The organism is Streptomyces antimicrobicus (genome assembly GCF_020532625.1).
Lineage (GTDB): Bacteria > Actinomycetota > Actinomycetes > Streptomycetales > Streptomycetaceae > Streptomyces > Streptomyces antimicrobicus.
Genome location: NZ_JAJAUY010000044.1, coordinates 1 through 26,020 on the forward strand (window position 1 = coordinate 1; position 26,020 = coordinate 26,020).

The window sequence follows — 26,020 nt, forward strand, 5'->3', positions numbered from 1 at the left end:
CGGCGGCAGACCCGGCGGCGCGCGGTCGGGGGCGCCGGGGTGGCCGTCTGCGTGGCGGGCGGCGGACTCCTCTACCTGGGCACCCGGCCCGGCGCCCCCGACGCGCAGGCCGCCAAGGGCGCCCAGGCCTCGCCGGTGGCGGCCCTGAACGCCTCGGGCTCGCCGATCCCGTCCGCCTCCCCCTCCCCTTCCGCCTCGCCGTCGCCTTCGGCGTCGGCGTCGCCCTCCCCGTCGGCGTCCGCGTCGGCCTCCGCGAGCCCGTCGAAGTCGCCGAGCCCGAGCCTCAGCTCCAGCTCCGCCCCCAAGCCGCCGGCCCCGGCGCCCGCGCCGCCGGGCCTGGCCGGCGAGGTGCTGGCACTGGTCAACAAGGAGCGGGCGGCGGCCGGTTGCGGCCCGCTCAAGGAGGACCCGCAGCTGCGCGCGGCCGCCCAGAAGCACTCGGACGACATGGCGGCCCGCAACTTCTTCGACCACACCAACCCCGACGGGGCCGACCCGGGCGACCGCACCACGGCCGCCGGCTACCGCTGGTCGACGTACGGCGAGAACATCGCGCGGGGCCAGCAGACGGCGGCGTCCGTGATGAACTCGTGGATGAACAGCTCCGGTCATCGGGCGAACATCCTCAACTGCTCCTTCAAGGACCTCGGCGTCGGCGTCCACCAGGGCGCGGGGGGACCCTGGTGGACGCAGAACTTCGGGGCGCGCTGATCCACGGCCCGGCGGCGGATGCTTCAAAATAGGCAGCAGATAGCGGCTGGTGCCGAAACGGGCTGATCAGAGTGGGTGGAGCGACGCGTATGCGGAAGAAGGAGCTCCGACCGCACCAGCGGGAGGCCGTCGACGCGGTGGTCCGCGCCCTCCAGCTGCCGCCGGGCGGACGGGTGCCGGAGGCGGGGCTGCGGACCCAGGTGATCATGGCCACCGGGTCCGGCAAGTCCCTGGTGGCGGTGCGCTCGGCCGAGGAGCTGCGCGCCGGCCGGGTGCTGGTCCTGGTGCCCTCGCTGGACCTGCTGACGCAGACCGTGACGGCCTGGCGGGAAGGCGGCCGGGCCGGGCGCACGGTCGCCGTCTGCTCGTTGCGCGGCGAGGACGCGGGGGTGCCCGCGACCACCGACCCGGCCGTCCTCGTGCGCTGGTGCCGCTCGGTGGAGCGGGTGACCGTCGTCGCGACGTACGCCTCCCTGGGGCTGGGCACCCTCGAACGCGCCCACCGCGCCGGGCTGCCCGGCTGGGACCTGATCGTGGTCGACGAGGCGCACCGCACCTCGGGCCGGATCGGCAAGCCGTGGGCGGTGGTGCACGACAACGCGAGGATCCCGGCCCTGCGCCGGCTCTACATGACCGCGACGCCGCGGGTGTGGCAGGACGGCGAGGAGGAAGGGTCCGAGGGAGCGCCGCCCGGCGGGGCGGAGGGCTCCGGCAAGGGGCAGGGCGGGCTGGTGGCCTCCATGGAGGACGACCCGGCGGGCCCGTTCGGGGCGCGCTGCTACACGCTGTCCCTGTCGGAGGCCATCGACCGCGGGATCTGCGCGCCGTACCAGGTCGTGTGCGTGGACGTGACCGATCCGGAGTTCCAGGCGGCGGTGCTGCTGGGCGCCGACGGCCGCTCGGCGGCGGTCCGCGGGGCCCGGCTCGCCGCGCTGCAGGCGGCGCTGGTGAAGGCCGCCGCCGAGCAGGGCTTCACCCGGACGCTGGTGTTCCACCATCTGACCAAGGAGGCCGAGGCGTTCGCCGCCGGGCTGCCGGCGGTGGCGGCGCGGCTGCGGGCGGCGCACCGCGCGCCGCGCCCCGAGTACCCGCGGACGGTCTGGGCGGACTGGCTGTGCGGGCAGCATTCGGCGGCCCACCGGCGCCGGGTGCTGGAGGCCTTCGCGGCCGACCGGATCGCCGACAAGGCGTTCCTGGGCAGCGTACGGGTGCTCGGCGAGGGCGTGGACACCAAGGAGTGCGACTCCGTCTACTGGGCGGACGTCCGCGGTTCGATGCCCGACCTGGTGCAGGCGGTGGGCCGCGCACTGCGGATCCACCCGGGCGAGGGGAAGGTCGCCTCGCTGGTGGTGCCGGTGCTGCTGGGGCCCGGGGAGACCCCGGAGACGATGCTCACCTCCCGTGCGTACGGGTCGCTGGCCCGGCTGCTGGAAGCGCTGCGGGCGCACGACACCCGGATCGTGGAGCCCTTGGCGCAGCCGCAGGTGCCGAGCCGGGCGCCGAAGGCGGCGGCCGCGACCGCCGCGGGAGCCGGCGGCGGGATCAGCGGGGCGGCGCAGGGCCTGCTGCGCTTCTCCACGCCCCGCGACCCGGCGCTGCTGGCCGCGTTCATCCGGCTGCGGGTGCTCGATCCGGAGACCGCGCACTGGCGGCGCGGGATGGAGGCGGCCCGGATCTACGCGGCCACGGCCGGGGACCTCAAGGTGCCGTTCGGGTTCAAGGTGCCCGCGGGCGGCGGGCCGTGGCCGCAGGGCCTGGCGCGGTTCCCGCTCGGGCAGTGGATCGCCGACGCCCGGCGCGCGCACCGGCGGGGCCGGCTGAGCAAGGAGCGCGTGGCGCAGCTGGACGGGCTGGGGATGGTGTGGAGCCACTTCGACGTGGCGTTCCAGGACGGACTGGCCGCGGCCCGTGCCTGGGCGGCCGCCCACGGGCACCTGCTGCCGCCGGCCGATGCCACCTGGGACGGCGCGCCGGTGGGGATCTGGGTCAAGAACCAGCGCGCCGCCGCCCGCCGGCAGGGCCCGGGGGCGCTGCCGCAGGAGCGCCGGGAGGCGCTGGAGGAGATCGACCCGTCGTGGTGCCCGGCGTGGGACGTCTCCTGGCAGCGCGCCTTCCACCTGACCCGGGTGCACCTGGACTCCGGCGGCCGGCTGCCCGCGCCGGGCGAGGTGGTGGTGCAGGGGGAGGACCTGGGTGGCTGGATCCGGTCCCAGCGGCTGGGCTGGGACCGGCTGCGCTGGGCCCAGCGCTGGCTGCTGGAGCACACGCTCGGGCTGACCCCGGCCACCGAGGCCGAGCGGCCGCGGCCCCGGCGCAGCCATGCCGACGCCTGGGCGGCGGGGCTGGCGGCCGCCCGTGCCTTCCACGAGCGGGAGGGGCACCTGCGGGTGCCGCGCGGGCACGTGGAGGAGGCGGGCGGCGAGCGGGTCAGGCTGGGCTCGTGGATCGCCAACCAGCGGGCCCGCGCGTCCGCCCTGACCCCCGAGCGGCGTGCCGCCCTGGACGCCCTCGGCATGCGCTGGTCGGTGCCCGGCCGCCGGGGCGTCAGTGGTGGAAGCCCGAGCGGGAGGCGCTGACCGGGGAGGGCGGTACCGGCACGGCCTTGAAGTGCTCCAGCGCCCGGCGCACGTCGTCCGCGAGCAGGGCCGTCTGGTCCCGGGTGACCCCGTGCCGGACCAGCACCCGCTGGACGACGGTCTGCGCGCGGTCCGGCGGCAGCGGGTACGAGGGGACCTGCCAGCCGCGCATGCGCAGCCGGTCGGAGAGGTCGTAGAGGCTGAAACCGGCGCCGTCGGGGTCGGTGAGGGTCCAGCAGACGGCGGGCAGGGCGCCGTGGCCGTCGTGCAGGAGGGTGAAGGGGCCCATGCCGGCGATCTGCGCGGCCAGGTGGCGGGCGGTGTCGGCGCAGGTCTGCTGGACCCGCCGGTAGCCGGCGCGGCCGAGCCGGAGGAAGAGGTAGTACTGGGCGATGACCTCGCCGCCGGGGCGGGAGAAGTTCAGCGCGAACGTCGGCATGTCGCCGCCGAGGTAGTCCACCCGGAAGACCAGCTCCTCGGGCAGGTGTTCGGCGGAGCGCCAGACGATCCAGCCGACGCCGAGGGGGGCCAGGCCGTACTTGTGGCCGGAGGCGTTGACGGACACCACCCGCGGCAGCCGGAAGTCCCAGACCTCGTCGGGCTGCAGGAAGGGGGCGACGAATCCGCCACTGGCGGCGTCCACGTGCAGCGGGACGTCCCAGCCGTGCTCGGCCTGGATCCGGTCGAGGGCGGCGGCCAGCTCGGCGACGGGCTCGTAGACGCAGGTGTAGGTGACGCCGAGGATGGCGACCACGCCGATGGTGTTCTCGTCGACGTGGGCGGCGAGCTGGTGGGGGCCCAGGCCCGTGGCGCCGGGTTCCAGCGGCACCTGGCGCAGCTCGACGTCGAAGTAGCGGGCGAACTTCTCCCAGCAGACCTGTACGGGGCCGCAGACCAGGTTGGGCCGGTCGGCCGGCTTGCCCTCCGCCCGGCGGCGGGCCCGCCAGCGCCACTTGAGGGCGAGTCCGCCGAGCATGGCGGCCTCGCTGGAGCCGGTGGTGGAGCAGCCGGTGGCGGCGCCGGGCGGGGCGTGCCAGAGGTCGGCCAGGATGCTGACGCAGCGGGCCTCGATCTCGGCGGTCTGCGGGTACTCGTCCTTGTCGATCATGTTCTTGTCGAGGCACTCGTCCATCAGCCGGTGGACCTCGTCCTCCGACCAGGTGGTGCAGAAGGTGGCGAGGTTCTGGGCCGCGTTGCCGTCGAGCAGCAGTTCGTTGTGGAGCAGCGAGTAGACGACCTCGGCGGGCGAGTGCTCCTCGGGCATCCGGAGCTTGGGGAGGACCTGGCCGCTGAGCGGGGAGGCGAACACGTCGGTGTCCAGGTCGCCCGTGCCCGCTTTCTTCGTCTCATGAAGAGGCATGTTCCGGACTATAGGTGACATACCGCCGCACGGCGGGGAGTGCGCCGTGCGCCCGCGCCGCGGCTCGTGCTACGCCGTCGGGACCGGACCGGCCGCCGCCAGCCAGCGGTAGTGCAGTTCGGGGCGGCCGACCTGGCCGTAGCGCGGGGTCCGGTCGGCGCGGCCGGTGTCCACCAGGTGCTCCAGGTAGCGGCGGGCGGTGATCCGGGAGATCCCGGCCGCCTCCGCGGCGCCGGCCGCCGTCAGACCTTCGGGCGCCGAGCGCAGCAGGGCCGCGACCCGGTCCAGGGTGGGGGCGCTGAGCCCCTTGGGCAGCTCCGCGGGCCGGGGCGCGCGCAGCGCCGCCAGCGCCCGGTCCACGTCGTCCTGGCCCGCCGCCTCCCCCGCCGCGGCGCGGAACTCGGCGTAGCGCAGCAGCCGTTCGCGCAGGGTGGGGAAGGCGAAGGGCTTCAGGACGTACTGGACCACGCCGAGCGAGACGCTCTCGCGGACCACCGCGAGGTCGCGGGCCGAGGTCACCACGATGACGTCCACGGGGTGCCCGGCGGCCCGCAGGCCGCGGGCGAAGCGCAGTCCGTTGCCGTCGGGCAGGCCGAGGTCGAGCAGGAGCAGGTCCACCTCGGTGCGGTCCAGCACGCGGGCGGCCTCGCCGAGCGAGTGGACGGCGCCGACGGCCCGGAAGCCCGGTACCCGGCCCACGTAGAGGGCGTGCGCGGCGGCGGCGACGGGATCGTCCTCGACGACGAGCACCCGCACCTCGGGCCCGGCGCTCACGCGGTCACCTCCCGGCACAGCGGCAGTCGTACGGTGAACTCCGCGCCGCCGCCGGGGACCTCGGCCGCGGCCACGGTTCCGCCGTGCCGGTGGGCGGCCTGGCGGACCAGGGCCAGACCGAGGCCGCGCCCCTCCCCCTTGCCCGACCAGCCGCGGCGGAACACGTCGGCGCCGGCCGGCAGCCCGGGGCCGTTGTCGGCGACCCGCAGCAGCAGGTGCTCCCCGTCGGGGCGGGCGGTCACCCGGATCCGGGCGCCGGGGACGCCGGTGAGCGCGTCCACGGCGTTGTCGATGAGGTTGCCCAGCACGGTGACCAGGTCCCGGGCCGGTGGTGTCGGGCAGCCCTCGGGCAGGATCCGGCTGTCGGGGGTGACGACGAGTTCGACGCCCCGCTCGTGCGCCTGCGCGGCCTTGCCCAGCAGCAGCGCGGCCAGCACCGGTTCGCCGACGGCCGCCACGACCTGGTCGGCGAGGGTCTGGGCGAGCTCCAGCTCGGCGGTGGCGAAGGCCACCGCCTCGTCGGCGCGGCCGAGTTCGATCAGGGAGACCACGGTGTGCAGCCGGTTCGCGGCCTCGTGCGCCTGGGAGCGCAGGGCCTGGGTGAAGCCCCGCTCGTGGTCCAGTTCGCCGGTGAGTGCCTGCAGTTCGGTGTGGTCGCGCAAGGTGACCACGGTGCCGCGGCGGCCACCGCCGTCGACCGGCGCGCTGTTGAGCACGAGCACCCGGTCGGCGGTCAGGTGCACCTCGTCCACCCGGGGCCGGTCGGCCAGCAGCGCGCCGGTCAGCGGCGCGGGCAGGCCGAGGTCCACGACGCCCGTGCCGCGGACGTCCGTGGCGGGCAGGCCCAGCAGCTCGCGCCCGGCGTCGTTGATCAGGGTGATGCGGCGGCGGCCGTCGAGCATGAGCAGGCCCTCGCGCACGGCGTGCAGGGCCGCCTGGTGGTAGTCGTACATGCGGCTGAGCTCGGTGGCGTTCATGCCGTGGGTGTGCCGGCGCAGCCGGGCGTTGACGACGTAGGTGCCCATGCCGCCGAGCGCCAGGGCGCCGGCGGCGACCCAGAGCAGGGCGGTGAGCTGGCCGGCGAGGCGGTCGCTGATCGCGCGCACGGTGATCCCGGCGCTGACCAGGCCGACGATCCGGCCGTCGGTGTCGCGCAGCGGGGTGACCACCCGGATCGACGGCCCCAGGGTGCCGGTGTACGTCTCGCCGAAGGTCTCCCCGTGCAGGGCGCGGGCGGTGGTGCCCATGTAGTGCTCGCCGATCCGGCGCGGATCGGGGTGGGTCCAGCGCCGCCCGCCGGTGTCCATGATCGTGACGAAGTCGACCCCGGAGCCGCGGCGGACCTGTTCGGCGTACGGCTGGAGGACGGCCGAGGGGTCCGCGGTGCGCACGGCGTCGCGGACGGAGGGCGAGCCGGCGACCGCGTGGGCCACGGCGCCCGCCTGGCGCCGCGCGGCCTCCTCCGCCTGCCGCCGCGCGGTCGCGTACGCGAAGACGGCGCAACCGGCGACGACCACCGCGACCAGCACCACCTGCATGGCGAACAGCTGGCCGGCGAGGCTGCGGGGACGAGGCAAGCGGAACATGACGGTCAGTGTGCACCGGTGTGTGAACTCAATGAACGCAAGGGTGACCGGGGTCACAGGCCTGCGTCATGGTCTCCCGGAACGACTTCACCACCCGGGAGGCAACGTGGCCGCCAGGCGCGACCGAACCCACTATCTCTACATCGCGGTCATCGCCGCGGTGCTGCTCGGCATCATCACGGGGTTCGCCGCTCCCGGGACCGCCGTGGAGCTGAAGCCGCTGGGAACCGGCTTCGTCAACCTCATCAAGATGATGATCTCGCCCGTGATCTTCTGCACGATCGTGCTGGGGGTGGGCTCGGTCCGCAAGGCCGCCAAGGTGGGCGCCGTCGGCGGCCTGGCCCTGGGCTACTTCCTCGTCATGTCCACGGTCGCCCTCGCGATCGGCCTGCTGGTCGGCAACCTGCTGGAGCCCGGCGGCGGGCTGCACCTGACCGAGGCGACGGCGAAGGCGGGCGCGGCCCAGGCCAAGGCCGGGGGCGCCGAGTCCACCACCGACTTCCTGCTGGGGATCATCCCGAAGACGCTGGTGTCGGCCTTCACCGAGGGGGCGGTCCTCCAGACCCTGCTGGTGGCGCTGCTGTGCGGATTCGCGCTCCAGGCCATGGGCACGGCGGGCGAGCCGGTGCTGCGAGGGATCGGCCACGTGCAGAAGCTCGTGTTCCGGGTGCTCGCGATGATCATGTGGGTCGCCCCGGTGGGCGCCTTCGGGGCGATCGCGGCGGTGGTCGGGGCGACCGGCGTCGACGCGCTGAAGTCCCTGGCCGTGATCATGATCGGCTTCTACACCACCTGCCTGCTGTTCGTCTTCGTCGTGCTCGGCACCCTGCTGCGGATCTGCACCGGGATCAGCGTCTTCGCCCTGCTGCGCTACCTGGGCCGGGAGTTCCTGCTGATCCTGTCCACCTCCTCCTCGGAGTCGGCGCTGCCGCGGCTGATCGCGAAGATGGAGCACCTGGGGGTGTCCAAGCCGGTCACCGGCATCACCGTGCCGACCGGGTACTCCTTCAACCTGGACGGGACGGCGATCTATCTGACGATGGCCTCGCTGTTCGTGGCCGAGGCGATGGACAAGCCGCTGTCGCTGGGCGAGCAGGCCTCCCTGCTGGTGTTCATGATCATCGCGTCCAAGGGCGCGGCGGGCGTCACCGGCGCCGGACTCGCCACGCTGGCCGGCGGGCTCCAGTCGCACCGCCCCGAACTGGTCGACGGCGTGGGCCTGATCGTCGGCATCGACCGGTTCATGAGCGAGGCCCGGGCGCTGACCAACTTCGCGGGCAACGCCGTGGCCACCGTGCTGGTGGGCACCTGGACCAAGGAGTTCGACAAGGGGCGGGCCACCGAGGTGCTCGCCGGACGGCTGCCGTTCGACGAGAGCACGCTGCTGGACGACGGCCACGGCGACGCGCCCGCGCCGCCGGTGCCGGCCCAGCCGGCGGACGGCAAGGACACCGTCCCGGCCTGATCCCAGGCCCCGTAGACCCTCCGCCGGACGACCGGCCCACCCATCCGGTCGGCGGAGACCGCCGCACCGCCGTCTCGCGAGGGGCGGCGCGGCGGGAACCGGCGGGCCGGGGCGCGCCCCCATGGCGCCCTGCCCGCCGGTCCGGGCCCGGTGGCCGACCCTCCCGGCTGCCGGGCCCTTCCCTGTCCGCCCACGGGAACCGGCGGCCCGTCAGCAGCGTCCCCGGGGGCCGGTGGAGCGGACGCGGGCGGTCCCGGCAGAGCGGACACCGATGGTCGATTTTCGGCCACATCAGCGAGAACCGACGTGCGCCGAAAGGTACTTCCCTCCCCGGGTCCGTGTCTGACATCTTGCGTCCACCACTCGTTTCGTACGCCCCGGTAGGTGTCACCAGCACCACCGGGGCCTCGGAGGACGCATTGATACCCCACATATCGGGCCGACCCCGACGTGTCCTGGTGACGGCCGCCGCCCTCGGCGCCGCCTTGACGTTCGCCTCTCCTTCGGCGTTCGCCACCGCCGGACCGACGAACCCCTCCGCGCAGCCCCCTCGGGCCGCCGCACCCGCCACCACCGCCGCTGCCGCTGCCGCTTCCCAGAGTGCGACCTGGGCCGCCGGCACCCGCGCCTACCTCGTGCTCACCGCTCCCGGTGACACCTCCGCCGTACGAGCGGCCGTGGCCGCCAACGGCGGTTCGGTCTTCTCGTACTTCGACGCCATCGGCGTCGTCGTGGCCCACTCCACCTCCAGCACGTTCGCCGCCACCATGCGCGGCGTCAGCGGCGTGCAGAAGGTGGGCGCCACCCGCACCTCGGACGTGCCGGCCGACGCCTACAACCCGGCGCTGCCCGCCAACCCGGCCCAGGCCGCGCCGCCGACCACCGAGCCGGTCCGCTCCGACATGAGCCAGATCAAGGCCGACCAGGCGTGGGGGGTCAACCCCGGCTCGGCGACGGTCAAGGTCGGCATCCTGGACACCGGCGTGGACGACCAGCACCAGGACCTCGCGCCGAACTTCAACGCGGCCGACTCCGTCTCCTGCGCCTACGGCAAGCCCGACACCCGCCCCGGTGCCTGGCGCGACGTGGACCAGCACGGCACCCACGTGGCCGGTACGGTCGCCGCCGCCAAGAACGGCAAGGGCGCCATCGGCGTGGCCCCTGGCGTGAAGATCTCCTCGGTGCGCATCGCCGAGCCCGGCACCACGCTGTTCTTCCCCGAGAACACCATCTGCGGTCTCGTCTGGGCCGGTGACCACGGCTTCAAGGTCACCAACAACAGCTACTACACCGACCCTTGGCAGTTCGTCTGCCCGAACGACCTGGACCAGGCCGCCATCCTCGAAGGCGTCGGCCGCGCCCAGGCCTACGCCGACGGCAAGGGTTCGCTCCAGGTCGCCGCGGCGGGCAACGAGAACTACAACCTGGCCGCCAAGACGACCGACTCCTCCAGCCCCAACGACTCGACGCCGGTCACCCGCACCGTCACCAACGACTGCAAGGACATCCCGGCCGAGCTGCCGGGCGTCGTCACCGTCGCGGCGAACGGCACCAACGGCACCTCGAAGGCCTCCTTCTCCAACTACGGCCGCGACATCATCGAGGTGTCCGCCCCCGGCGAGTCGGTCTACAGCACCGTCCCCGGCGGCAAGTACGCCTCGCTGAGCGGTACGTCGATGGCCTCGCCGCACGTCGCCGGTGTGGCCGCGCTGCTCGCCAGCACCAACCCGGCGTCCACCCCGGCGGACATCCGCGCCAAGCTGGCCCAGCAGGCCACGGACCTGGCGTGCCCCGCGTCCGACAGCCGCTGCACCGGCACCACCGCCAACAACAGCTTCTTCGGCGAGGGCCGGGTCGACGCGCTGAAGGCCGTCCAGTCCACCCCGCCGGACGGCAAGTACTTCGAGAACCCGGCGGACGTCACCGTCAACGACAACGCCACGGTCGAGAGCCCGATCACGGTCAGCGGAGTCACCGGCAACGCGCCGGCCACCCTGAAGGTGGGCGTGGACATCAAGCACACCTACATCGGTGACCTGAAGGTCGACCTGGTCGCGCCCGACGGCAGCGTCTACACCCTGCACAACCGCAGCGGCGGCAGCACGGACAACATCCTCCAGACCTACACGGTCAACGCCTCCTCCGAGGTGGCCAACGGGACCTGGAAGCTGCGCGTGAACGACAACGCCAGCGCGGACACCGGCAGGATCGACTCCTGGAACCTCACCTTCTGAGGCGTCCCGCGGACCGGTCGACGGGCCGTCGGGGAGCAGCACCCCTGCTCCCCGGCGGCCCTTGCCGTTCAGTCCCGCCGGTCCCGCCTGCCGTGCAGGACGCAGTCCCCGCACAGACCGCCACCGGCCGGCACCCGGTAGTACAGGCAGCAGCTGCGGCGCCGGAACGCCACCCCGAGGCCCTCCTCGTGCACGAAACCGCCGGTGCCGGCCAGGCGGCCGCCCGGGCCGAGCAGCTCCGCGACCAGGGGCACCGGCGGGCAAGGCGGTGCGGGGAGCCGGTCCAGCAGCACCCGCAGGGTCCCCACGAGGGCGGACGCCGCGTTGCCCCGCAGGATCCGGGGCGACACCCCGAACCGGGCCCGGACCTCGCCGTCGAGCACGGCCAGGTTCCCGTCCAGCACCGCCGTCCCGAGCTCCGCGCCCGGCAGGGCGGCCGGCTCCGGCAGCCACAGCTGGAGCGACCCGGCCGCCGGCAGCCGCCACCACACCCGGTCGGGTGCGAGGTCGGGCACGCGTGCGGCCAGGGCCGCGCAGCCCAGCGCGAGCGACCACATCCGGGAGGCGATCCCGAGGTGCGCGGTCGAGGCCGCGACCCGCCGGTCCCCGGTCCCCAGCCGCCGCCCGACCTCGGCGACGTACCCGTCGAGCCCGCTCCCGTACAGCTCGGCCAGCGGCCGGTACCCCGGCCCCGGTGGCTCGCCCCCGGCGGGCACGTCGAAGAAGCCTCCTACGCCGCTCAGCTCCCGCAGCACCTCCCGCACCTCAGACCCCGTATCCGTCGTCGGGCACGGCCCGGTCGGGCTCGGGGCACACCTCGTGGTCCCGGCCGCTGGTGCTCGCCTGGTACAGCGGCCAGTCGTCGGCCGGGGCGTCGTCCGGCCGGTGGCGGGCGACGAAGGTGAACGTCACGGCGCTGTACGGGGTGGGCCTGGTGGTGAGGATCCGCTGCTCGGGCCGGTCCTGGGGCCGGTCCTCCGTCCGCCAGGACACCCCGGCGGCGGTCAGGGCGGCCGTGAGCCGGGACTCGGTCACCGGCATCGGGACGAGCGTGCTCCCGCCGGCGGCGGGGCCGGGGATCTCCAGCTCGCCGTGCCAGGCGGGCACGTGCATCGCGCTGAGCCGCCGGCAGCGGCACCACACGATCTGCAGGGAGCCGTAGTGGAGCCAGTGCGGCCAGCGCCGGCCCGGGGACACCCGCTGCTGCGCCTGCGGCTCGCCGTGCACGGCCACGACGTCGTACAGGTGCACGCCGTAGCCGAAGACCCCCAGTCGCCCGGTGGCCGCGAAGCGGGCCAGTTCCGCTGCGAAATCCATGGGCCGATCATGTCAGGTCGCGCCGGCGGCCGGACCGGCCCCTACCGTCCCGCCCGTACGGTCGGGACCGCGGTGCCCGCCGGGGTGCCCTCCGGGGTGCCCGCCGCGTCCGGCGCCGCCGCCGGCTCCCCGGCCGCGGCTGCCGCGGCCGGTTCCGGCTCGGGCTCCGGGCGCTGCGCCGCGGCCCGTTCCGCCCGCCGGACGGCGGGTCCCATCGCCCAGGACGCCACCAGCAGCACGCCCCCCAGGAGCAGCCAGCCCGGGATGCCCCACAGCAGGAGCAGGGAGGTCAGCAGGAGCGGGCCGAGGGTCCGGGCGACGGGCACCCCGGTGCCGAAGAACCCCTGGTACTGGCCGATCTTCTCGGGCGGGGCCAGCGAGAAGCTGATCTGCCAGGACCCGGCGGACTGGCGCATCTCGGCGAACAGCTGGAGCACCGCGCCGACGACCAGGGCCGCCCCGGCGGCCCAGGCGGCCGCGGGGAGCGCCGACAGGGCGAAGACGACGCAGGAGGCGGCCATGACCAGCCCGGAGCTCCAGACGGCGGCCCGGGCCGTACGCAGGTCGGTCACCGGGCGGGCCGTGCGGACCTGGAACAGCATCACGCCGACGGTGTTGAGGACGAACAGCGCCGACACCAGCCAGCCGGGGGCGTGGGTGCGCTCCACGATCCACAGCGGGATCGCCAGGCTCAGCAGCGGCATCCGCAGCAGCAGGACCGCGTTCAGCGCGGTGACCAGCGCGTACGGCCGGTCGCGCAGGACCGCCAGGCGCGGCTCGCCGGCGGCCCGCCGCTCCACGGGGGCCACCGCGGGCAGCCGCAGCAGGACGGCGGCGCACACGAGGAAGCTGACGGCGTCCATGGCGAACACGGCCCGGTAGGCGCCCGCGCTGTCGGCGCTGAGGGCGAGCCCGCCGATCGAGGCGCCCAGGGCCAGTCCCGCGTTCAGCATGGACTGCAGGTGCGCCAGCACCCCGGTGCGCTCCCGGGGCTCCACCAGCCCCGCCAGCAGGGCCTGACGGGCCGCGGCGAGCCCGCACTGGGCGGTGGCGTAGAGGCAGGCGGCGAGCAGGAACGGCCAGAAGGACCGGATGACGAGGAACGAGGCCACGGCGGCGGCCGTGGCGAGCGCCAGCAGCACGGAGGTGCCGCGGGGCCCGCGCCGGTCGGCGAGCGCCCCCAGAGGCACTCCGGCGACCGAACCGACGGCCCAGGCGACGGTCAGCCCCAGGCCGATCTGGGCGGGCGAGAGACCGACCACCCGGGTGAAATACAGGGCCGAACACACGTAGTACGCACCGTCACCGACGGAGTTGCTCAGCTGCGCGGCAGCCAGTCGGCGCGGTGCTCCGGGCGGGGGCAGGATGCGTAAGTTCATCGCTCCATGAGAACAGTCACGGTGGCCCGCTGGGCAGGTCCAATCGGCGCCGCTCCGGTTGGGCCAATTCACCATTGCTCCCGACCCCTGCCGACGATACCCGATCTTCGCACGTCGTCGCAGGTCAGGAGGGGTGGGAGCAGGTCTGCGGGGCGGCTGCGCGGGGGGCGCGGACGGGGTCGGCGAGGTGCGTGGACGGGCCGGTCCGTGAACGATGAGCACCCCCGGCCCGTGATCCTCCTCGGGGCCGCCGGAAAACAGTGTCGCGCCATACGTCTCAAGGGGGTTCATCGGATCCCGGTAACGAGCTACATTGAGCCACTCGTCGCGTTCACCTGACCGCCCGTTGCCCTTCATTCCTGTTTTGCCCACGCAACGACGTCCGGGGCGCAGACTGTGCCACCACCCATCTTCCGAAGGACCGAAGGCTCCGTGCCCGTACCCGTACTCCTCGCCGGCCGCTCCGTGCGGCTGGAGCCCCTCGCCCCCCACCACACCGAGGCCCTGGCCGTGGCCGGGGCCGAGGATCGTACGACTTACGCCTTCACCCCCGTACCCCACGGTGTGGAGGCGGCCCTCGAGTACATCGACCGCGCCCTCGCCGATCAGGCGGCGGGCCGCTCGCTGCCCTTCGCCATCGTCAGGCGGAGGGACGGGCGCGTGGTCGGTTCCACTCGGTTCCTGGAACTGGACTACTGGCAGGGACCGCTGGTGTGGCCTTCCGTGCCCGGGGTCCCGTACGGCGATCCGCTGACCGCGGTCCCCGACGCCGCGGAGATCGGCAACACCTGGCTGTCCCCGGCGGCCCAGGGCACCGGGATCAACACCGAGACCAAGCTGCTCATGCTCCGCCACGCCTTCGAGACCTGGGGCGTACGGCGGATCTCGCTGCGGGCCGACGCCCGCAACACCCGCTCGCGGGCGGCCATGGAGAAGCTGGGCTTCACGTGCGAAGGGGTCCGGCGGGCCCATTCGCGGGGCCTGGACGGCATGGTCCGCAGCACGGCCTTCTACTCGATCCTCGACGAGGAGTGGCCGGCCGTGCGCTCGATCATCGAGCTGCGGCTGTCCGCCCGGAGCCCGCGCCGGCGGCGCAAGACGCTGGTTCCGGCGTAACGGTCCTGCGGGGCGGTGGCACGGCCGCCGCCCCCGGTACCGCCCGCCCGTCCGGCGCGGCCCCGGTCCGGTCCCCTCAGCCGAGGAGGGCCGGGGCGAGGGCCGCGTCCATGAACCGGGCCGGTGCGCCGCTGCCGTCGGCCGGTACGGCGTACAGGTCGGCGCCGAAGTCACCGGGCAGCGCGTAGGCCACCGTCCGGTCGTCGAGCCACACCGCCTGGTCGTCGACGCTGCGCTGCTCGGCGAGCGGGGTCTCGGCGCCCGTGGCCAGGTCCAGGACGTGCAGCTGCCAGGGGGCCTCGGCGGGCCGGCCGGGGATCCGCTTCTTGAAGGCGATCCGGGTGCCGTCCGGGGACAGGGAGGGGCACTCCGCGTTCTCCCGCAAGGTCGTCACCGTCCGCGCCGCCAGGTCGCCGCGGACCAGGTAGGTCGTGCCGCCGGTGGCCAAGGTGGCGTAGAAGCCCTGCTCGTCGGGGGTGAAGGTGACCCCCCAGAAGTTCACGTCCACGGCCTTGTGGATCCTGCCGTCCTTGCGGATCGCGTAGTCCTCCAGCGAGGCCTCCAGCCGGCCGGTGCGCAGGTCGAGCACCGAGGTGCGGGTGGAGAAGTCCGTGCCCGCGTAGCTGTCGCCGCCGACGAACACGGTCCAGGCGGCCAGGTGCCCGCCGGGCGAGACCCGGGCCCGGGTCGGGATGCCGGCCAGCGGGTGCGCGGCGAGCTCGCGCAGGGACGCGTCGAGGACCACGGCGCGGTAGCCGTCCTGGACGCCGGCGCCGCCCTTGACCGACTGGAGGCAGATCCCGGTCCCGGCGGCCGCGTGCAGCCGCAGGCAGCTCACGCCGGAGGCGGTCCGGGGTGCCCGCGGGTCCTCGGCGGGCACGGTGGCGAGCTCGTCCCGGTGGGGTCCCCAGGCCATGTTGCGGAACACCAGGCGCCGGCCGCCGCCGGCCGCGGCGAGCGAGACCGGGCCCGGGGCGACCCGGGGGCCGCCTGCCTGCTCCCGGTCCTTCTCGTGGGCCCGGTCCCCCGCCCGTACGACGGCGGCGACGGCGACCCCGCCCAGCAGGACGACGGCCACGAGCAGGATCAGCAGACGGCGGTGGAGGGACAGGCCGAGCACGGGTTACCTCCGGTACGTGGGGGGTCGGTGGCGGCGCGGGGGGCACCGTACGACGGGAGTCCGGCAAGGAGGAGCCCCAGGGAATCCCAAGAGAAGGAAAAATTAGGAACTGGGCAGGGGTTTCGTTCATCCTTCGAACGGAAGACACCATCCGAGCCCCCTGGGGCAGCAGCAGCCGGAGACCTCACGCACATGTCGCACATACCCGACGGGCAGTATCAGCAGGCGTACCAGGAGGGGTACCGGCAGGGCTACGAGGACGGCTGGGCGCAGTCGCGGGACGGCGACGGCCACCGGGACGAGCCCCGTCCGCGCAAGGCGCGACGGTGGATCATCGCCGGCGTCAGCGTGCTGGCCCTCGGCGGTGTCGCGGCGGGTGTGATGGCCTACTTCGAGATCCCGCCGTTCACCGACAAGGGCTCGCCGGTCTCCTTCGGCGGCGGCGCGGGCGCCGGCGGCGGGCAGGCGGGCGGTGCCGAGCAGTCGGCGAACTCCAAGGTGCTGATGCCGACGGGTCCGCAGGCCGACTTCAAGAACTCCATGACCCTGGGCGACGGCACGCACGTCGCCGTCACCACCGTGACCGGCAAGAAGTCCGGCTTCACGGGCAAGGTGTGGGTGTGGGCGCCCAAGGAGTACGGCGACCCCAAGTTCGCCAAGAGCGGTTTCCCGGTGCTCATAGCCCTGCCGGGCGGCGCCGGGTATCCGAACAACTACTGGATGGGCACCGACCTCGGCCTCCAGACCAGCATCAGCAAGTGGTACCACGAGGGCAAGAGCAAGCCCTTCATCCTCGTCATGCCGGTGCTCAACCCGGCCCCGGACGACAAGGGCATCTACTGGGACGGCTCCGACATCCCCGGCCAGCCCAAGATGGGCACCTGGCTCACCGAGGACGTCCCGGACTTCGCCAAGGCCAACTTCCGCACCATCAAGTCCCGTGACGGCTGGGCCTTCATGGGCTCCTCCACCGGCGGCTTCGCGGGCCTGAAGGCCGTCCTGAAGCACCCGGACAAGTTCAAGGCCGTGATCGCCTCCGGCCCGGACATCGTCCCGGACTCGCCCCTGTGGAAGGGCTACGACAAGGAGAAGGCGGAGAACAACCCCGAGGTGCTGGCCAAGCAGCTCATCGACAAGAAGGGCCCGGACGTCTACCTGGCCTTCCAGGTCGGCACCAACGAGAGCAACAAGAACACCCTGCCGAACGTGCAGAAGTTCATCGCGACCTACGGCAAGGGCCCCGTCCACACCAGCCTGCGGGTCATCGAGGGCGGCCAGCACAACGCCAAGACCTACGTCCCCAACATGGGCGAGGGACCGATCCAGTTCATCAGCAAGGTCATGGAAGGACCGGTGTCGGACTGACCCCGGCGTCCGCCGCGAGCGCCGGCCCGCCGAACTCCTTCGGCCGGCCGGCGCCGCCGTCGTACGCCGCCCAACCCGGCTCGCCACCGGTGCCGTACGCCACCCACGCCGCGTGCATCTCGTCGGCGAGGGCCTGGGGCGCGCCGGGCCCGGCCAGCCAGGAGCTCTCCGGCACGGCCAGGGTGTCGAAGACGAAGCCGAGCTCCAGGGCGTGGCAGGCACCGAGCCCGGGCACGGCGGACGGCCAGCGGAACTCGTAGAGGTGGACCGGTGCCCGGCGGCGGGCCCCGGCCAGCGCCCGCAGGGGGTCGCGCAGCAGCCGGTCGGTGAGCAGGTGCCCGGCGAGGTCTGCGGGTCCGGCGGTCGGCAGCGCGGTGCGCAACGCCCGTACGGCGGCCCGGTCCTTGCCGCTGCGCAGCCGGGCCAGGGCGACGGCCAGCGGGCCGAGCCGGTCCAGTCGGCGCAGCATGCCGGTCGGCGCGAGCCAGAGCCGGTACTCCTCGGTGGTCCAGCCCAGCATCAGCGGCACGTCGGCCGAGGCCCGGCCGCGCACGAGGGCGTCGAGCGGGTCCTCCGGGAGGACGGCGGGATCGGTGACCAGACCGAAGGCCGGGCCGCCGAGCGGCCCGGAGCGGCGCAGCACCGCGGCCTGGGCGGCGAGGAGGGTGGCGCGGTCCAGGTCGGCGAAGGCCCGCGCGGTGGCCGGGACCTTCAGCAGGGACGCCATCCGGCGCACCGTGGTGCGGACCCGGTCGCGCGGCAGCACCTCGGGGGCGCCGCTCTGCAGCACGGCCCGGGCGAACAGCCCGGCGGCACGCGGGGCGGCCAGCAGGGCGCCGGTGCTGATGGCGCCGGCCGACTCGCCGAAGACCGTGACCCGGCCGGGGTCGCCGCCGAAGGCGCGGATGTTGTCGCGCACCCATTCCAGGGCGGCGATCTGGTCGAGCAGGCCCCGGTTGGCCGGGGCGTCGGGGAAGAGCCCGTAGCCGAGGACGCCGAGCCGGTAGTTGAGGGAGACCAGGACGACGCCGTCCCGGGCGAAGGCGGAGCCGTCGTAGACGGGGCAGGCGGAGGAGCCGCGGGTCAGCGCGCCGCCGTGCAGCCAGACCATGACCGGCAGCCCGGCGCCGGGGGCCGGGTCCGGGGTCCAGACGTTGAGGTTCAGGCAGTCGTCGCCGGGCACCTCGGGGTCGGGCAGCAGCGTGGCGAAGGGCGCGGCGTACGCCACCTTGGGTGCGGTGGGGCCGAAGGCGCCCGCGTCCCGTACGCCGTCCCAGGGGGCCGGCGGCGCGGGCGCGGCGAAGGCGGCCGGGCCCACGGGCGGTGCGGCGTAGGGGATGCCGCGGAAGACGGCGATCCCCCGTTCGGTGCGGCCCTCGACCACACCGTGTCCGGTCCTGACCTTCGGGCGTACGTGCTCGGCGTTCACCGGGCCCACCGTGGCACAGCCTCCTACGGGTGACAAGCCGTGACCCGTGCGGGGCGGGGCGGGGTTGGACCTGGCATGCGTATCAACGACACCTTCCGAGCCGCCGCGGTCCCCGCGCTCCTGCTGGCGGCGGCCGCCGCCGGCCCGGCGCAGGCGGCCGGGGCGGACTTCCAGTACCTGGGCCAGGACGACCGGCCGCACGCGATCACGGACCCGCGGGGGTGCGTCGCCGCCGCGGGCAAGGGCGGGGGCCTGACCGGCGCGGTGGTCAACCACACCGGGAGGACCGCCACGCTGTACCCGGAGCCGGGCTGCAAGGGCCGTGCGCTGCTCGTCGTCGGGCCGCACTCCAGCGCGCCCGTCGGACCGTTCTTCTCGTCGGTGCGCTTCACGGAGTGACGAGCGTCATCACCGGGAAGGCGCAGCGGCCGTGACCCCTGGCCGCTCTCCGCGTTGTATGCCATGTCAAATGCCGCACCAGTGCGGCACCCCCCGTCTCTCAAGGAGATCTTGATGTCGCGTATCGCGAAGGCAGTCGCCGTCACCGCAGCTGCCGGCAGCGCCCTGGCCGCCGGCGCCGGGCTGGCCGTCGCCGACGCCGGAGCGCACGGTGCGGCGGTCGGCTCCCCCGGTGTCGCCTCGGGCAACCTCCTCCAGGTTCCCGTCCACGTCCCGGTGAACGTCTGCGGCAACACCGTGAACGTCATCGCCCTCCTGAACCCGGCGTTCGGCAACACCTGCATCAACCAGTCCGACGGTGAGCACCACACCGAGGGCGGCTACGGCCACTGACGCCGAGGCACCCAGGCAGCGCTGAGGGCCCCCGCCGGACGGCGGGGGCCCTTCGTCGATCAGGCCTCGTAGCGCTACACGATCAGGCCTCGTAGCGGTACAGGCCCTGGTGGCTGAGCATCTCGCGCGGGGTGACGTCCCACGGCGGCATCGGCTCGTCCAGGGAGATCACCCGGCCGCGCTGGAGGTCGCCGAGCGGCAGCGGCCGGTCGGGGAGGTAGCCGGCCCCGGGGTGGCGCTGCTGCCAGCGGTCCCACAGCAGGTCCACGAACGCGTGGTGCAGCCAGAACGCCGGGTCGTTGGGGGCCGCGCCGCCGGTCATGTGGCCGCCGATCCACTGGTGCACCTTGTTGTGGTTGCGCCACTTCTCGCTGCGCGGCGCGGCCCAGCCCTCCAGCCGGTTGCGGAAGCCGTCGGGGGCGGTGGAGTCCCAGGGGTCGGAGTCGTAGAGCGGGGCGTCCAGCGCCCATTGCAGCTCGGCGGCGGTGGGCAGCTTGATCGGGTTCTGCGGGCGGCCGAGGTTGCGGGTGAGGTAGCCGGCCTCGCTGGTGCGGACGTTGATGGTCCAGTTGCCCCGGTCGTAGGCGAACGCGCCGGTCGTCACCCGGCGGTCGCCCTCGCGGCCGGTGCCGCCGAGGAAGTCGTCGGCCCACAAGGAGGAGACGGGGCTGTTGTCGGTGGTCCAGTCCCAGTACGGGATGGACAGGCCGGGGTCGAGGGCGCGCAGCCGGTTCTCGAACTCCAGCAGGTAGCGCCGGTGCCAGGGGAAGAACGACGGCGACATGTGCCCGACCCGGAGCTTGGTCTCCCGGTCGGGCACGAACCAGCGGTCGTGGACGCGGACGAACTCGTCGTAGGTGCCGTTGCGCTTGAGCTCCAGCAAGGCCGCCACGAAGCGCTTCTTCTGGGCGCCGGTGAGGTTCTTCTGGTTCTGCCGGGTGTGCACGGGCGGACTCCGCTCAGCCGTGGTGGGGCGCGGCCAGGGCCAGCCGCTCGGTGCCCAGCTCGTCGACGGCGGCGCGGGCGAGCTCCAGCGGCGTGGCGAAGGACTCGAAGTGGTTGATCCCGCTGAGGTAGCTGCCGTCGGCCCGGCGCATCACGTGCAGCGGCCGGCCGTCGATCCACACCTGGTGGCTGCGGACCGCGATGTGCCGGCCGCGGTACGTCTCCTCGGCGAGCGGCGCGGGGGCGGTGACCGGGCGGGGCCGGCGGGCCCGGAGCACCGGGGCCAGCGCCGCGGCCGTACCGGCGAGGACGGCCGCCGTGAAGGCCGTGCGCAGCAGCGCGCGGCGGGTGGGCGGTACGGCGACTGCGTCCATGCGGACTCCCTGGCTCGGCGGGACGGCGACTACGGGGTCTAACGCGGCGCCGCCGACGAGGTCACCTCGGCTGCTCGGGGTGCTTGTGGAACAAGGTCGTGGGGCGCAGCCGGCCCTCGGGGTCGGTGGCGTAGTCGGGGATGGTGCCGGCCTCGGTCCAGCCGGCACGGCGGTAGAGGTGCTCGGCGCCGCTGCCGGTCTCGGTGTCCAGGACGAGCAGGACGACACCGGCCCGGGCGGCGCCCGCCTCGGCCTCGGCGAGCAGCGCCCGGGCGGTGCCGCGGCCGCGGGCGGCCGGGTGCACCATGAGCTTGCGCAGCTCGGCGCGGTGGCGGCCGTTGGGCTTGGTCTCCCGGCACCAGCTGACGGTGCCGTCGACGCGGCCGTCGGTCCGGGAGACCCACAGGGCGAGGGTGCCGTCCTCCAGGCCGGGCAGCAGGGAGTCCCACCAGGCGGCGGCGGCCCGGTGGTCGAGGCCGGCGAGGAAGCCGAGGGAGGCGCCCGCCTCGACGGTGTCCACGAGGAGCGCGGCCAGTTCGGCGCGGCTCGCGCGCAGTCCGTCGGCGGTCAGGCGGGTGATGGCGGTGGCGCCGGTGGTGCCGGTGGCCGAGGGGGAGGCGGGCGACGGGGAGGGCGCGGGAGGGACGGCGGGGGTGGCGGGCGTGGCCGGGGTGGCGGGCGTGGCGGGCGTCATGCGGCCAGGGTAGGGATCAGCGGGGGACCCGCGGCGGGCGGGGCAGCCGCAGGGCGCCGGAGCGGCGGCCCTGCGGGTGCCGTCCGGTCAGGCGGGCGGGGCCGGGAGGTCGGCCTCGGCGGCGATCAGGGTGTGGTGGTGGGACGCGGTACCCAGGGCGAGCGAGGCGGACTTGGCCCGTTTCAGGTAGAGGTGGGCCGGGTGTTCCCAGGTCATGCCGAGGCCGCCGTGCAACTGGACGCACTCCTCGGCGGCGCGGACGGCGACGCCGGAGCAGTACGCCTGCGCCACCGCGGTCAGCAGCGGCGCGTCGGGTGCGGCCGTGGCCAGCGCGTCGGCGGCGGCGCGGGCGGCGGCCCGGGCGGCGGCCACGTCGAGCCACAGCTGCGCGAGCCGGTGCCCGAGCGCCTGGAAGGAGCCGAGGGGGCGGTTGAACTGGTGCCGGGTCTTGACGTGGGCGACCGTCGTGGTCAGGCACCACTCGGCCAGGCCCACCTGCTCGGAGGCCAGCAGACCGGCGCCGGCCCGCAGGGCGCGGTCCACCGCCGCCCGCGCCGGACCGGGACCGGCCAGCAGCCGGCCGGGGGCGCCGGTGAGGCGCACCCGCGCGAGCGGGCGGGTCAGGTCCAGCGGGACCTGCGCGGTGAGTTCGGCCGCGGCGGCCGGTACGGCGTGCAGGCCGGTGTCGGCGAGGACCAGCAGTGTGTCGGCGGCCGCCGCGTCGGCCACCGCCGTGACCGTGCCGGTGAGCCGGCCGCCGCCGGTGTCCCGGACCGTGGGCGTCGCCGCCGCTCCCGGCGCGGCCGTCAGCGGCAGGGCCAGGACGCCCACGCTCTCCCCGGCGGCCAGCGGGCCCAGCAGGGCCTCGGCCGCGGGGCCCGGGCAGCCGAGCAGGGTCTCGGTGGCGAGCACCGCGCTGGTCAGGTACGGCAGGGGGGCCACGGCCCGGCCCAGTTCCTCCAGCACCACCGCCGCCTCGCGGTGGCTCGCGCCCTGCCCGCCGAGCTCCACCGGGACGAGCAGTCCGGCCGCCCCGATGTCGCGGGCCAGGGTCCGCCACAGCGCCGGGTCGTGCGGCCGTCCGGCCTCGGCCCGGGCGAGCGCGGCCGCCGGGTCGAGCCGGGCCCCGAGCAGCGACCGTACGGCGGCGCGGAGTTCCTCCTCGGTGTCGCTGTAGAGCAGATCGGTCATCGGGCCAGGTCCTTCCAGGGCAGGTCCTTGTCGTCGCGCGGGTCGGCCGGCAGGCCCAGCACCCGCTGCGCCACGATGTTCAGCAGCACCTCGCTGGTGCCGCCCTCGATCGAGTTGCCCTTGGCGCGCAGGTAGCGGTAGCCGGCGTCGCGGCCGGTGAAGTCGACCAGTTCGGGCCGGCGCATCGTCCAGTCGTCGTACAGCAGGCCCTCCTCGGCGCGCAGTTCCACCTCCAGGGCGCTGATCCGCTGGTTCAGCCGGGCGAAGGCCAGCTTCGTGCCGGAGCCCTCCGGTCCGGGCTGCCCGGCGGCCAGTTGCTGGCGCAGCCGGTCGGCCGTCAGCCGGGCGACCTCGGCCTCGACCCACAGGCCGAGCAGCCGCCGGTGCAGGTCGTGGGTGCGCAGCTCGGGGCGGGCCCGCCAGGTGGCGGCGACCGGCCCGATCATGCCGCCCTCGCGGGGCATCCGCATGCCGCCGATGGAGACGCGTTCGTTCATCAGGGTGGTCCGGGCGACCTCCCAGCCCTGGCCGACCTCGCCCAGGCGGTGCGCGTCGGGGATCCGGACGCCGGTGAGGAAGACCTCGTTGAACTCGGCCTCGCCGGTGATCTGGCGCAGCGGCCGGACCTCGACGCCGGGGGCGGTCATGTCGCACAGGAAGTAGGTGATGCCGCGGTGCTTGGGCACGTCCGGATCGGTCCGGGCGAGGAGGATGGCCCAGCGGGCGGTGTGGGCGCTGGAGGTCCACACCTTCTGGCCGGTGACGGTCCAGTCGCCCGCGGTGTCGCGCACGGCCCGGGTGCCGAGCGCGGCGAGGTCGGAGCCGGCGCCGGGCTCGCTGAAGAGCTGGCACCAGACCTCCTCCCCCAGCCACAGCGGCCGCAGGAACCGGCTCTTCTGCTCGGGGGTGCCGTGGGCGAGGATCGTCGGGGCGGCCATGCCGAGGCCGATGCCGATCCGGCGCGGGTCGTTGTCGGGGGCGCCGGCGGCCTCCAGTTCGGCGTCGACGACGGCCTGCAGGGCGCGGGGCGCGCCGAGGCCGCCGAGGCCTTCGGGGTAGTGGACCCAGGCGAGCCCGGCGTCGAAGCGGGCCCGCAGGAAGTCCGCCCGGTCGGTGGTGGCGGGCGGCCGGTCGGCGAGCAGGGCCCGGGTGCGGGCGCGGAGGTCCTCGGCGGTGGTCGCGGCGGTCATCGGGCGGCTCCCCCGGGTACGACGACCAGCCGGCCGGTGGTGGTGCCGTCGGCCACGCGCTGGACGGCGTCGGCGGCCCCGGCGAGCGGGACGCGCTCGCTGACCAGCGGTTTGATCGCGCCTTCGGCGGCGAGGCGGGTGAGCTCGGTGTGGCAGGCCAGGATCGAGGCCGGGTCCTTGGTGGCGTACAGGCCCCAGTGCAGGCCCACGATCGCGTAGTTCTTGACCAGGGCGTGGTTGAGGGCGGGTGCGGGAACGGTGCCGCCGGCGAAGCCGACGACGAGGATCCGGCCCTCGAAGGCCACGCACTTGGCGGAGGCGGTGTAGGCGTCCCCGCCGACCGGGTCGTACACGACGTCGGCACCCCGGCCGCCGGTGAACTCCTTGACCCGGGCGACGACGTCCTCGCAGGTGCGGTCCACGACCAGGTCGCAGCCGAGGTCCTCGGCCGTGCGGAGCTTGGCCTTGCCGCCGACGACCCCGATGACGGTGGCTCCGGCGGCCTTGCCGAGCTGGACGGCGGCGCTGCCGACGCCTCCTGCGGCGGCGTGCACGAGGAGGGTCTCGCCGGCCTGGAGACGGGCCCGCCGGTGCAGGCCGAACCAGCCGGTCTGGTAGCCGATGTGGAGGGCGGCCGCCTCGGCGTCGTCGAGCGCCTCGGGCGCCGGGAGCAGGGCCGCGGCGGGCGCGGTGACGTACTCGGCGAACCCGCCGTGGGGCAGGGCCGGGTTGGCGACGACGCGGCGGCCGTCCTCGGTCTCGCCGCAGATCTCGACGCCGGGGGTGAAGGGCAGCGGCGGGCGGATCTGGTACTGGCCGCGGCACAGCAGGGCGTCGGGGAAGTTGACGTTGGCGGCGAGCACCCGGAGCTTCACCTCGCCCTCGCCGGGCCGGGGTTCGGGTACCTCGTCGAGGCGCATGGCCTCCCGGGGTTCGCCGTGGGTGTGGACTCGCCATGCCTGCATCGGGGCCTCCAGCCGCCGTCGAGGGTTCACGCCGGTCCGCATACTAAGCGGTCGCTTGCCGTCCTGGGAACCGGGCGGAACCTGGCCCCCCGGCCGCTCGACAGAAAGTGGTATGCACCATTCCGGGTCGATCCGCCCTGATCCTGTGCAGGATGTGACCCTGCCTCACCCGTCTCACCTGGGGGGAACCACCACATGCGCACCACCTTGAGAACGACCACGTCCACCCTCGCCGCCGCCGTGGCCCTGGCCGGGCTGGTCACCGCCGCCGGTCCGGCCGGGGCCGCGGTCCCCGCCGCCACCCCGGCGTGCAGCCCGGGCCTGGTCACCCTGCCGTCCCTGCCCGACCCCGGCGGCTGGACGTACGGCTCCGTGCGCGCCTTGGGCTCCGGCGACCTGGCCGTGGGCACCAGCGTCGGCCGCCCCGCGTACTGGACCGGGGGCGAGGTGCACGCCGTACCGCTGCCGGACGGCTTCCGGGCGGGCGAGGTCACCGCCGTCAACGCCAAGGGCCTGCTGGTCGGTACCGCCCGGCGCACCTCGGACCAGGCCACCGCGGTGTTCGCCTACCAGCTCGGGGCGCCCGTGGCCCGGCTGCTCACCGAGGCGTCCGCCACGGGGACGGGCGCGCCGTACGTCAACGACGCCGGTCGCGTCGTGGCGCTCGACCGCGGCGCGGTCAAGGAGTGGGTGAACGGCACCGAGGTGGCCCGCGCCTTCCCGCTGCCCGCGGACGCCCGGCCCGGCACCGAGATCGTCTCCCTCAGCGGCGTCAACCGCCGCGGCGACGTCCTCGGCACGGCGTACTCCACCTACGTGGACCCCGAGACGGACGAACTGCACCGCAGCCGCTACCCCGTGGTCTGGCCGGCCGGCGGCTACCCGCCGTACAGCCTCCCCGTGTGGACCGACGACGACCGCACGGTGGGCACCGTGGCGACCGGCATCGACAACCGCGGCCGGGTCGTCGGCTACGAGAAGGAGAGCTACCGCGACGTCCAGCGGCGCACCCCGGCCGTGTGGAAGCAGCCCTACGACGCGCCGCCCGCCGACCCGGGCCGGCTGGCCGGCGAGGAGCAGGCGGCGCTGGAGGCGATCAGCCCGAACACCAACGTCGCGGTCGGCACGGCGAGCACGTTCGTCGACGGCTACGAGAACTACGCCCAGGCGCTGTACTGGCCGGGCAGCGGCCCGCTGCTCGCCCTGCCGCGACCGGGCACCGACTGGCGCAGCTGGGCCCACGCCGTCTCCGACGACGACCGGGTCGGCGGGGAGATGGTGGACAACTCCACCCTGAAGGTCACGGCCGTGATCTGGACCTGCGCGAGCAAGCAGGCGTTCCTGCCCGGGGGTCCGTCGAAGGGCTCGACGGGCTGATCGGCCCTCCCCGCCCGGCCGGGAAGCGGCGGTCCGGGGCGGCATGGGCATGGTGATCTG

23 protein-coding genes are annotated in these 26,020 nt (G+C 74.8%); 9 read left to right on the forward strand and 14 right to left on the reverse strand.

What is annotated here, in order from left to right:
* On the forward strand, nt 1-711 hold a 711-nt coding region (locus LG632_RS13735), incomplete at its 5' end, for a CAP domain-containing protein (RefSeq protein WP_226727314.1).
* Nucleotides 712-800: 89 nt separating this feature from the next.
* The gene (locus LG632_RS13740; RefSeq protein WP_226727315.1) at nt 801-3,287 is read left to right on the forward strand and encodes a DEAD/DEAH box helicase; all 2,487 of its coding nucleotides are present in this window, start codon (nt 801-803) and stop codon (nt 3,285-3,287) included.
* On the opposite strand, the gene gad is transcribed toward LG632_RS13740, so the two are convergent.
* The 3 genes from gad to LG632_RS13755 all read right to left on the reverse strand — a co-directional run bounded on the left by gad (nt 3,256) and on the right by LG632_RS13755 (nt 7,007).
* Nucleotides 3,256-4,647, reverse strand: a complete 1,392-nt coding sequence (gad, locus tag LG632_RS13745; RefSeq protein ID WP_226727316.1) for a glutamate decarboxylase — start codon at nt 4,645-4,647, stop codon at nt 3,256-3,258. The genes LG632_RS13740 and gad overlap by 32 nt on opposite strands.
* A 69-nt stretch (nt 4,648-4,716) precedes the next feature.
* Nucleotides 4,717-5,421 (reverse strand): response regulator, encoded by a 705-nt coding sequence (locus LG632_RS13750; protein ID WP_226727317.1) that lies wholly within the window; start codon nt 5,419-5,421, stop codon nt 4,717-4,719.
* Entirely contained in the window at nt 5,418-7,007 is a 1,590-nt protein-coding gene (locus LG632_RS13755) for a sensor histidine kinase (RefSeq protein WP_226727318.1), read from the reverse strand. Before LG632_RS13755 ends, LG632_RS13750 begins: the two co-directional genes overlap by 4 nt.
* Before the next feature lie 106 nt (nt 7,008-7,113).
* On the opposite strand from LG632_RS13755, the gene LG632_RS13760 reads away from it, so the two are divergent.
* Nucleotides 7,114-8,472 carry a cation:dicarboxylate symporter family transporter gene (locus LG632_RS13760; protein WP_226727319.1) on the forward strand — a complete coding sequence of 453 codons (1,359 nt, stop codon included), beginning with the start codon at nt 7,114-7,116 and terminating at the stop codon, nt 8,470-8,472.
* Nucleotides 8,473-8,930: 458 nt separating this feature from the next.
* Nucleotides 8,931-10,706 carry a S8 family peptidase gene (locus LG632_RS13765; protein WP_226727320.1) on the forward strand — a complete coding sequence of 592 codons (1,776 nt, stop codon included), beginning with the start codon at nt 8,931-8,933 and terminating at the stop codon, nt 10,704-10,706.
* 68 nt (nt 10,707-10,774) lie between these two features.
* Here the strand turns inward: LG632_RS13765 and LG632_RS13770 are convergent, their stop codons facing one another.
* From LG632_RS13770 to LG632_RS13780, 3 genes are read right to left on the reverse strand one after another with little or no spacing between them, the layout of a single operon-like run.
* Entirely contained in the window at nt 10,775-11,461 is a 687-nt protein-coding gene (locus LG632_RS13770; RefSeq protein WP_374203468.1) for a (2Fe-2S)-binding protein, read from the reverse strand.
* A gap of 10 nt (nt 11,462-11,471) precedes the next feature.
* Nucleotides 11,472-12,023 (reverse strand): hypothetical protein, encoded by a 552-nt coding sequence (locus LG632_RS13775; protein ID WP_226727321.1) that lies wholly within the window; start codon nt 12,021-12,023, stop codon nt 11,472-11,474.
* Between the two features lie 41 nt (nt 12,024-12,064).
* Entirely contained in the window at nt 12,065-13,402 is a 1,338-nt protein-coding gene (locus tag LG632_RS13780; protein ID WP_226727322.1) for an MFS transporter, read from the reverse strand.
* Nucleotides 13,403-13,834: 432 nt separating this feature from the next.
* On the opposite strand from LG632_RS13780, the gene LG632_RS13785 reads away from it, so the two are divergent.
* Nucleotides 13,835-14,518 carry a GNAT family N-acetyltransferase gene (locus LG632_RS13785; protein WP_226727323.1) on the forward strand — a complete coding sequence of 228 codons (684 nt, stop codon included), beginning with the start codon at nt 13,835-13,837 and terminating at the stop codon, nt 14,516-14,518.
* Nucleotides 14,519-14,594: 76 nt separating this feature from the next.
* Here the strand turns inward: LG632_RS13785 and LG632_RS13790 are convergent, their stop codons facing one another.
* Entirely contained in the window at nt 14,595-15,629 is a 1,035-nt protein-coding gene (locus tag LG632_RS13790) for a TolB family protein (RefSeq protein ID WP_226727350.1), read from the reverse strand.
* Nucleotides 15,630-16,019: 390 nt separating this feature from the next.
* Here LG632_RS13790 and LG632_RS13795 point away from each other — a divergent pair, with 390 nt between their 5' ends.
* Nucleotides 16,020-17,003, forward strand: coding sequence for an alpha/beta hydrolase (locus LG632_RS13795; protein ID WP_374203471.1), 984 nt, complete (start codon nt 16,020-16,022; stop codon nt 17,001-17,003).
* On the opposite strand, the gene LG632_RS13800 is transcribed toward LG632_RS13795, so the two are convergent.
* The gene (locus tag LG632_RS13800; RefSeq protein ID WP_226727325.1) at nt 16,978-18,432 is read right to left on the reverse strand and encodes a carboxylesterase/lipase family protein; all 1,455 of its coding nucleotides are present in this window, start codon (nt 18,430-18,432) and stop codon (nt 16,978-16,980) included. The two genes, LG632_RS13795 and LG632_RS13800, sit on opposite strands and share 26 nt — an antisense overlap.
* Before the next feature lie 75 nt (nt 18,433-18,507).
* Between LG632_RS13800 and LG632_RS13805 the strand changes: the two genes are divergently transcribed.
* Together LG632_RS13805 and LG632_RS13810 are read left to right on the forward strand one after the other, a co-directional pair.
* On the forward strand, nt 18,508-18,831 hold the full coding sequence (locus LG632_RS13805; protein WP_226727326.1) for a hypothetical protein: 324 nt from the start codon (nt 18,508-18,510) through the stop codon (nt 18,829-18,831).
* Nucleotides 18,832-18,945: 114 nt separating this feature from the next.
* A complete protein-coding gene (locus LG632_RS13810) occupies nt 18,946-19,224 on the forward strand; it encodes a chaplin (protein WP_226727327.1) in 279 nt (92 codons plus the stop codon).
* 82 nt (nt 19,225-19,306) lie between these two features.
* Here LG632_RS13810 and LG632_RS13815 read toward each other — a convergent pair whose 3' ends face one another.
* From LG632_RS13815 to LG632_RS13840, 6 genes are all read right to left on the reverse strand, one after another.
* On the reverse strand, nt 19,307-20,170 hold the full coding sequence (locus LG632_RS13815; protein WP_226727328.1) for a tyrosinase family protein: 864 nt from the start codon (nt 20,168-20,170) through the stop codon (nt 19,307-19,309).
* 13 nt (nt 20,171-20,183) lie between these two features.
* Nucleotides 20,184-20,543, reverse strand: coding sequence for a tyrosinase family oxidase copper chaperone (locus tag LG632_RS13820; RefSeq protein WP_226727329.1), 360 nt, complete (start codon nt 20,541-20,543; stop codon nt 20,184-20,186).
* A 61-nt stretch (nt 20,544-20,604) separates the two neighbouring features.
* Entirely contained in the window at nt 20,605-21,237 is a 633-nt protein-coding gene (locus LG632_RS13825) for a GNAT family N-acetyltransferase (RefSeq protein WP_226727330.1), read from the reverse strand.
* A gap of 87 nt (nt 21,238-21,324) precedes the next feature.
* Complete coding sequence (locus LG632_RS13830) at nt 21,325-22,428, reverse strand: acyl-CoA dehydrogenase family protein (protein WP_226727331.1); 1,104 nt, start codon at nt 22,426-22,428, stop codon at nt 21,325-21,327.
* Complete coding sequence (locus tag LG632_RS13835) at nt 22,425-23,618, reverse strand: acyl-CoA dehydrogenase family protein (RefSeq protein ID WP_226727332.1); 1,194 nt, start codon at nt 23,616-23,618, stop codon at nt 22,425-22,427. The genes LG632_RS13830 and LG632_RS13835 overlap by 4 nt, the downstream gene beginning before the upstream one ends.
* Nucleotides 23,615-24,583, reverse strand: coding sequence for an NADPH:quinone oxidoreductase family protein (locus LG632_RS13840; protein ID WP_226727333.1), 969 nt, complete (start codon nt 24,581-24,583; stop codon nt 23,615-23,617). The genes LG632_RS13835 and LG632_RS13840 overlap by 4 nt, the downstream gene beginning before the upstream one ends.
* A 195-nt stretch (nt 24,584-24,778) precedes the next feature.
* On the opposite strand from LG632_RS13840, the gene LG632_RS13845 reads away from it, so the two are divergent.
* Complete coding sequence (locus LG632_RS13845) at nt 24,779-25,960, forward strand: hypothetical protein (RefSeq protein ID WP_226727334.1); 1,182 nt, start codon at nt 24,779-24,781, stop codon at nt 25,958-25,960.
* Nucleotides 25,961-26,020: the final 60 nt, after the last annotated feature.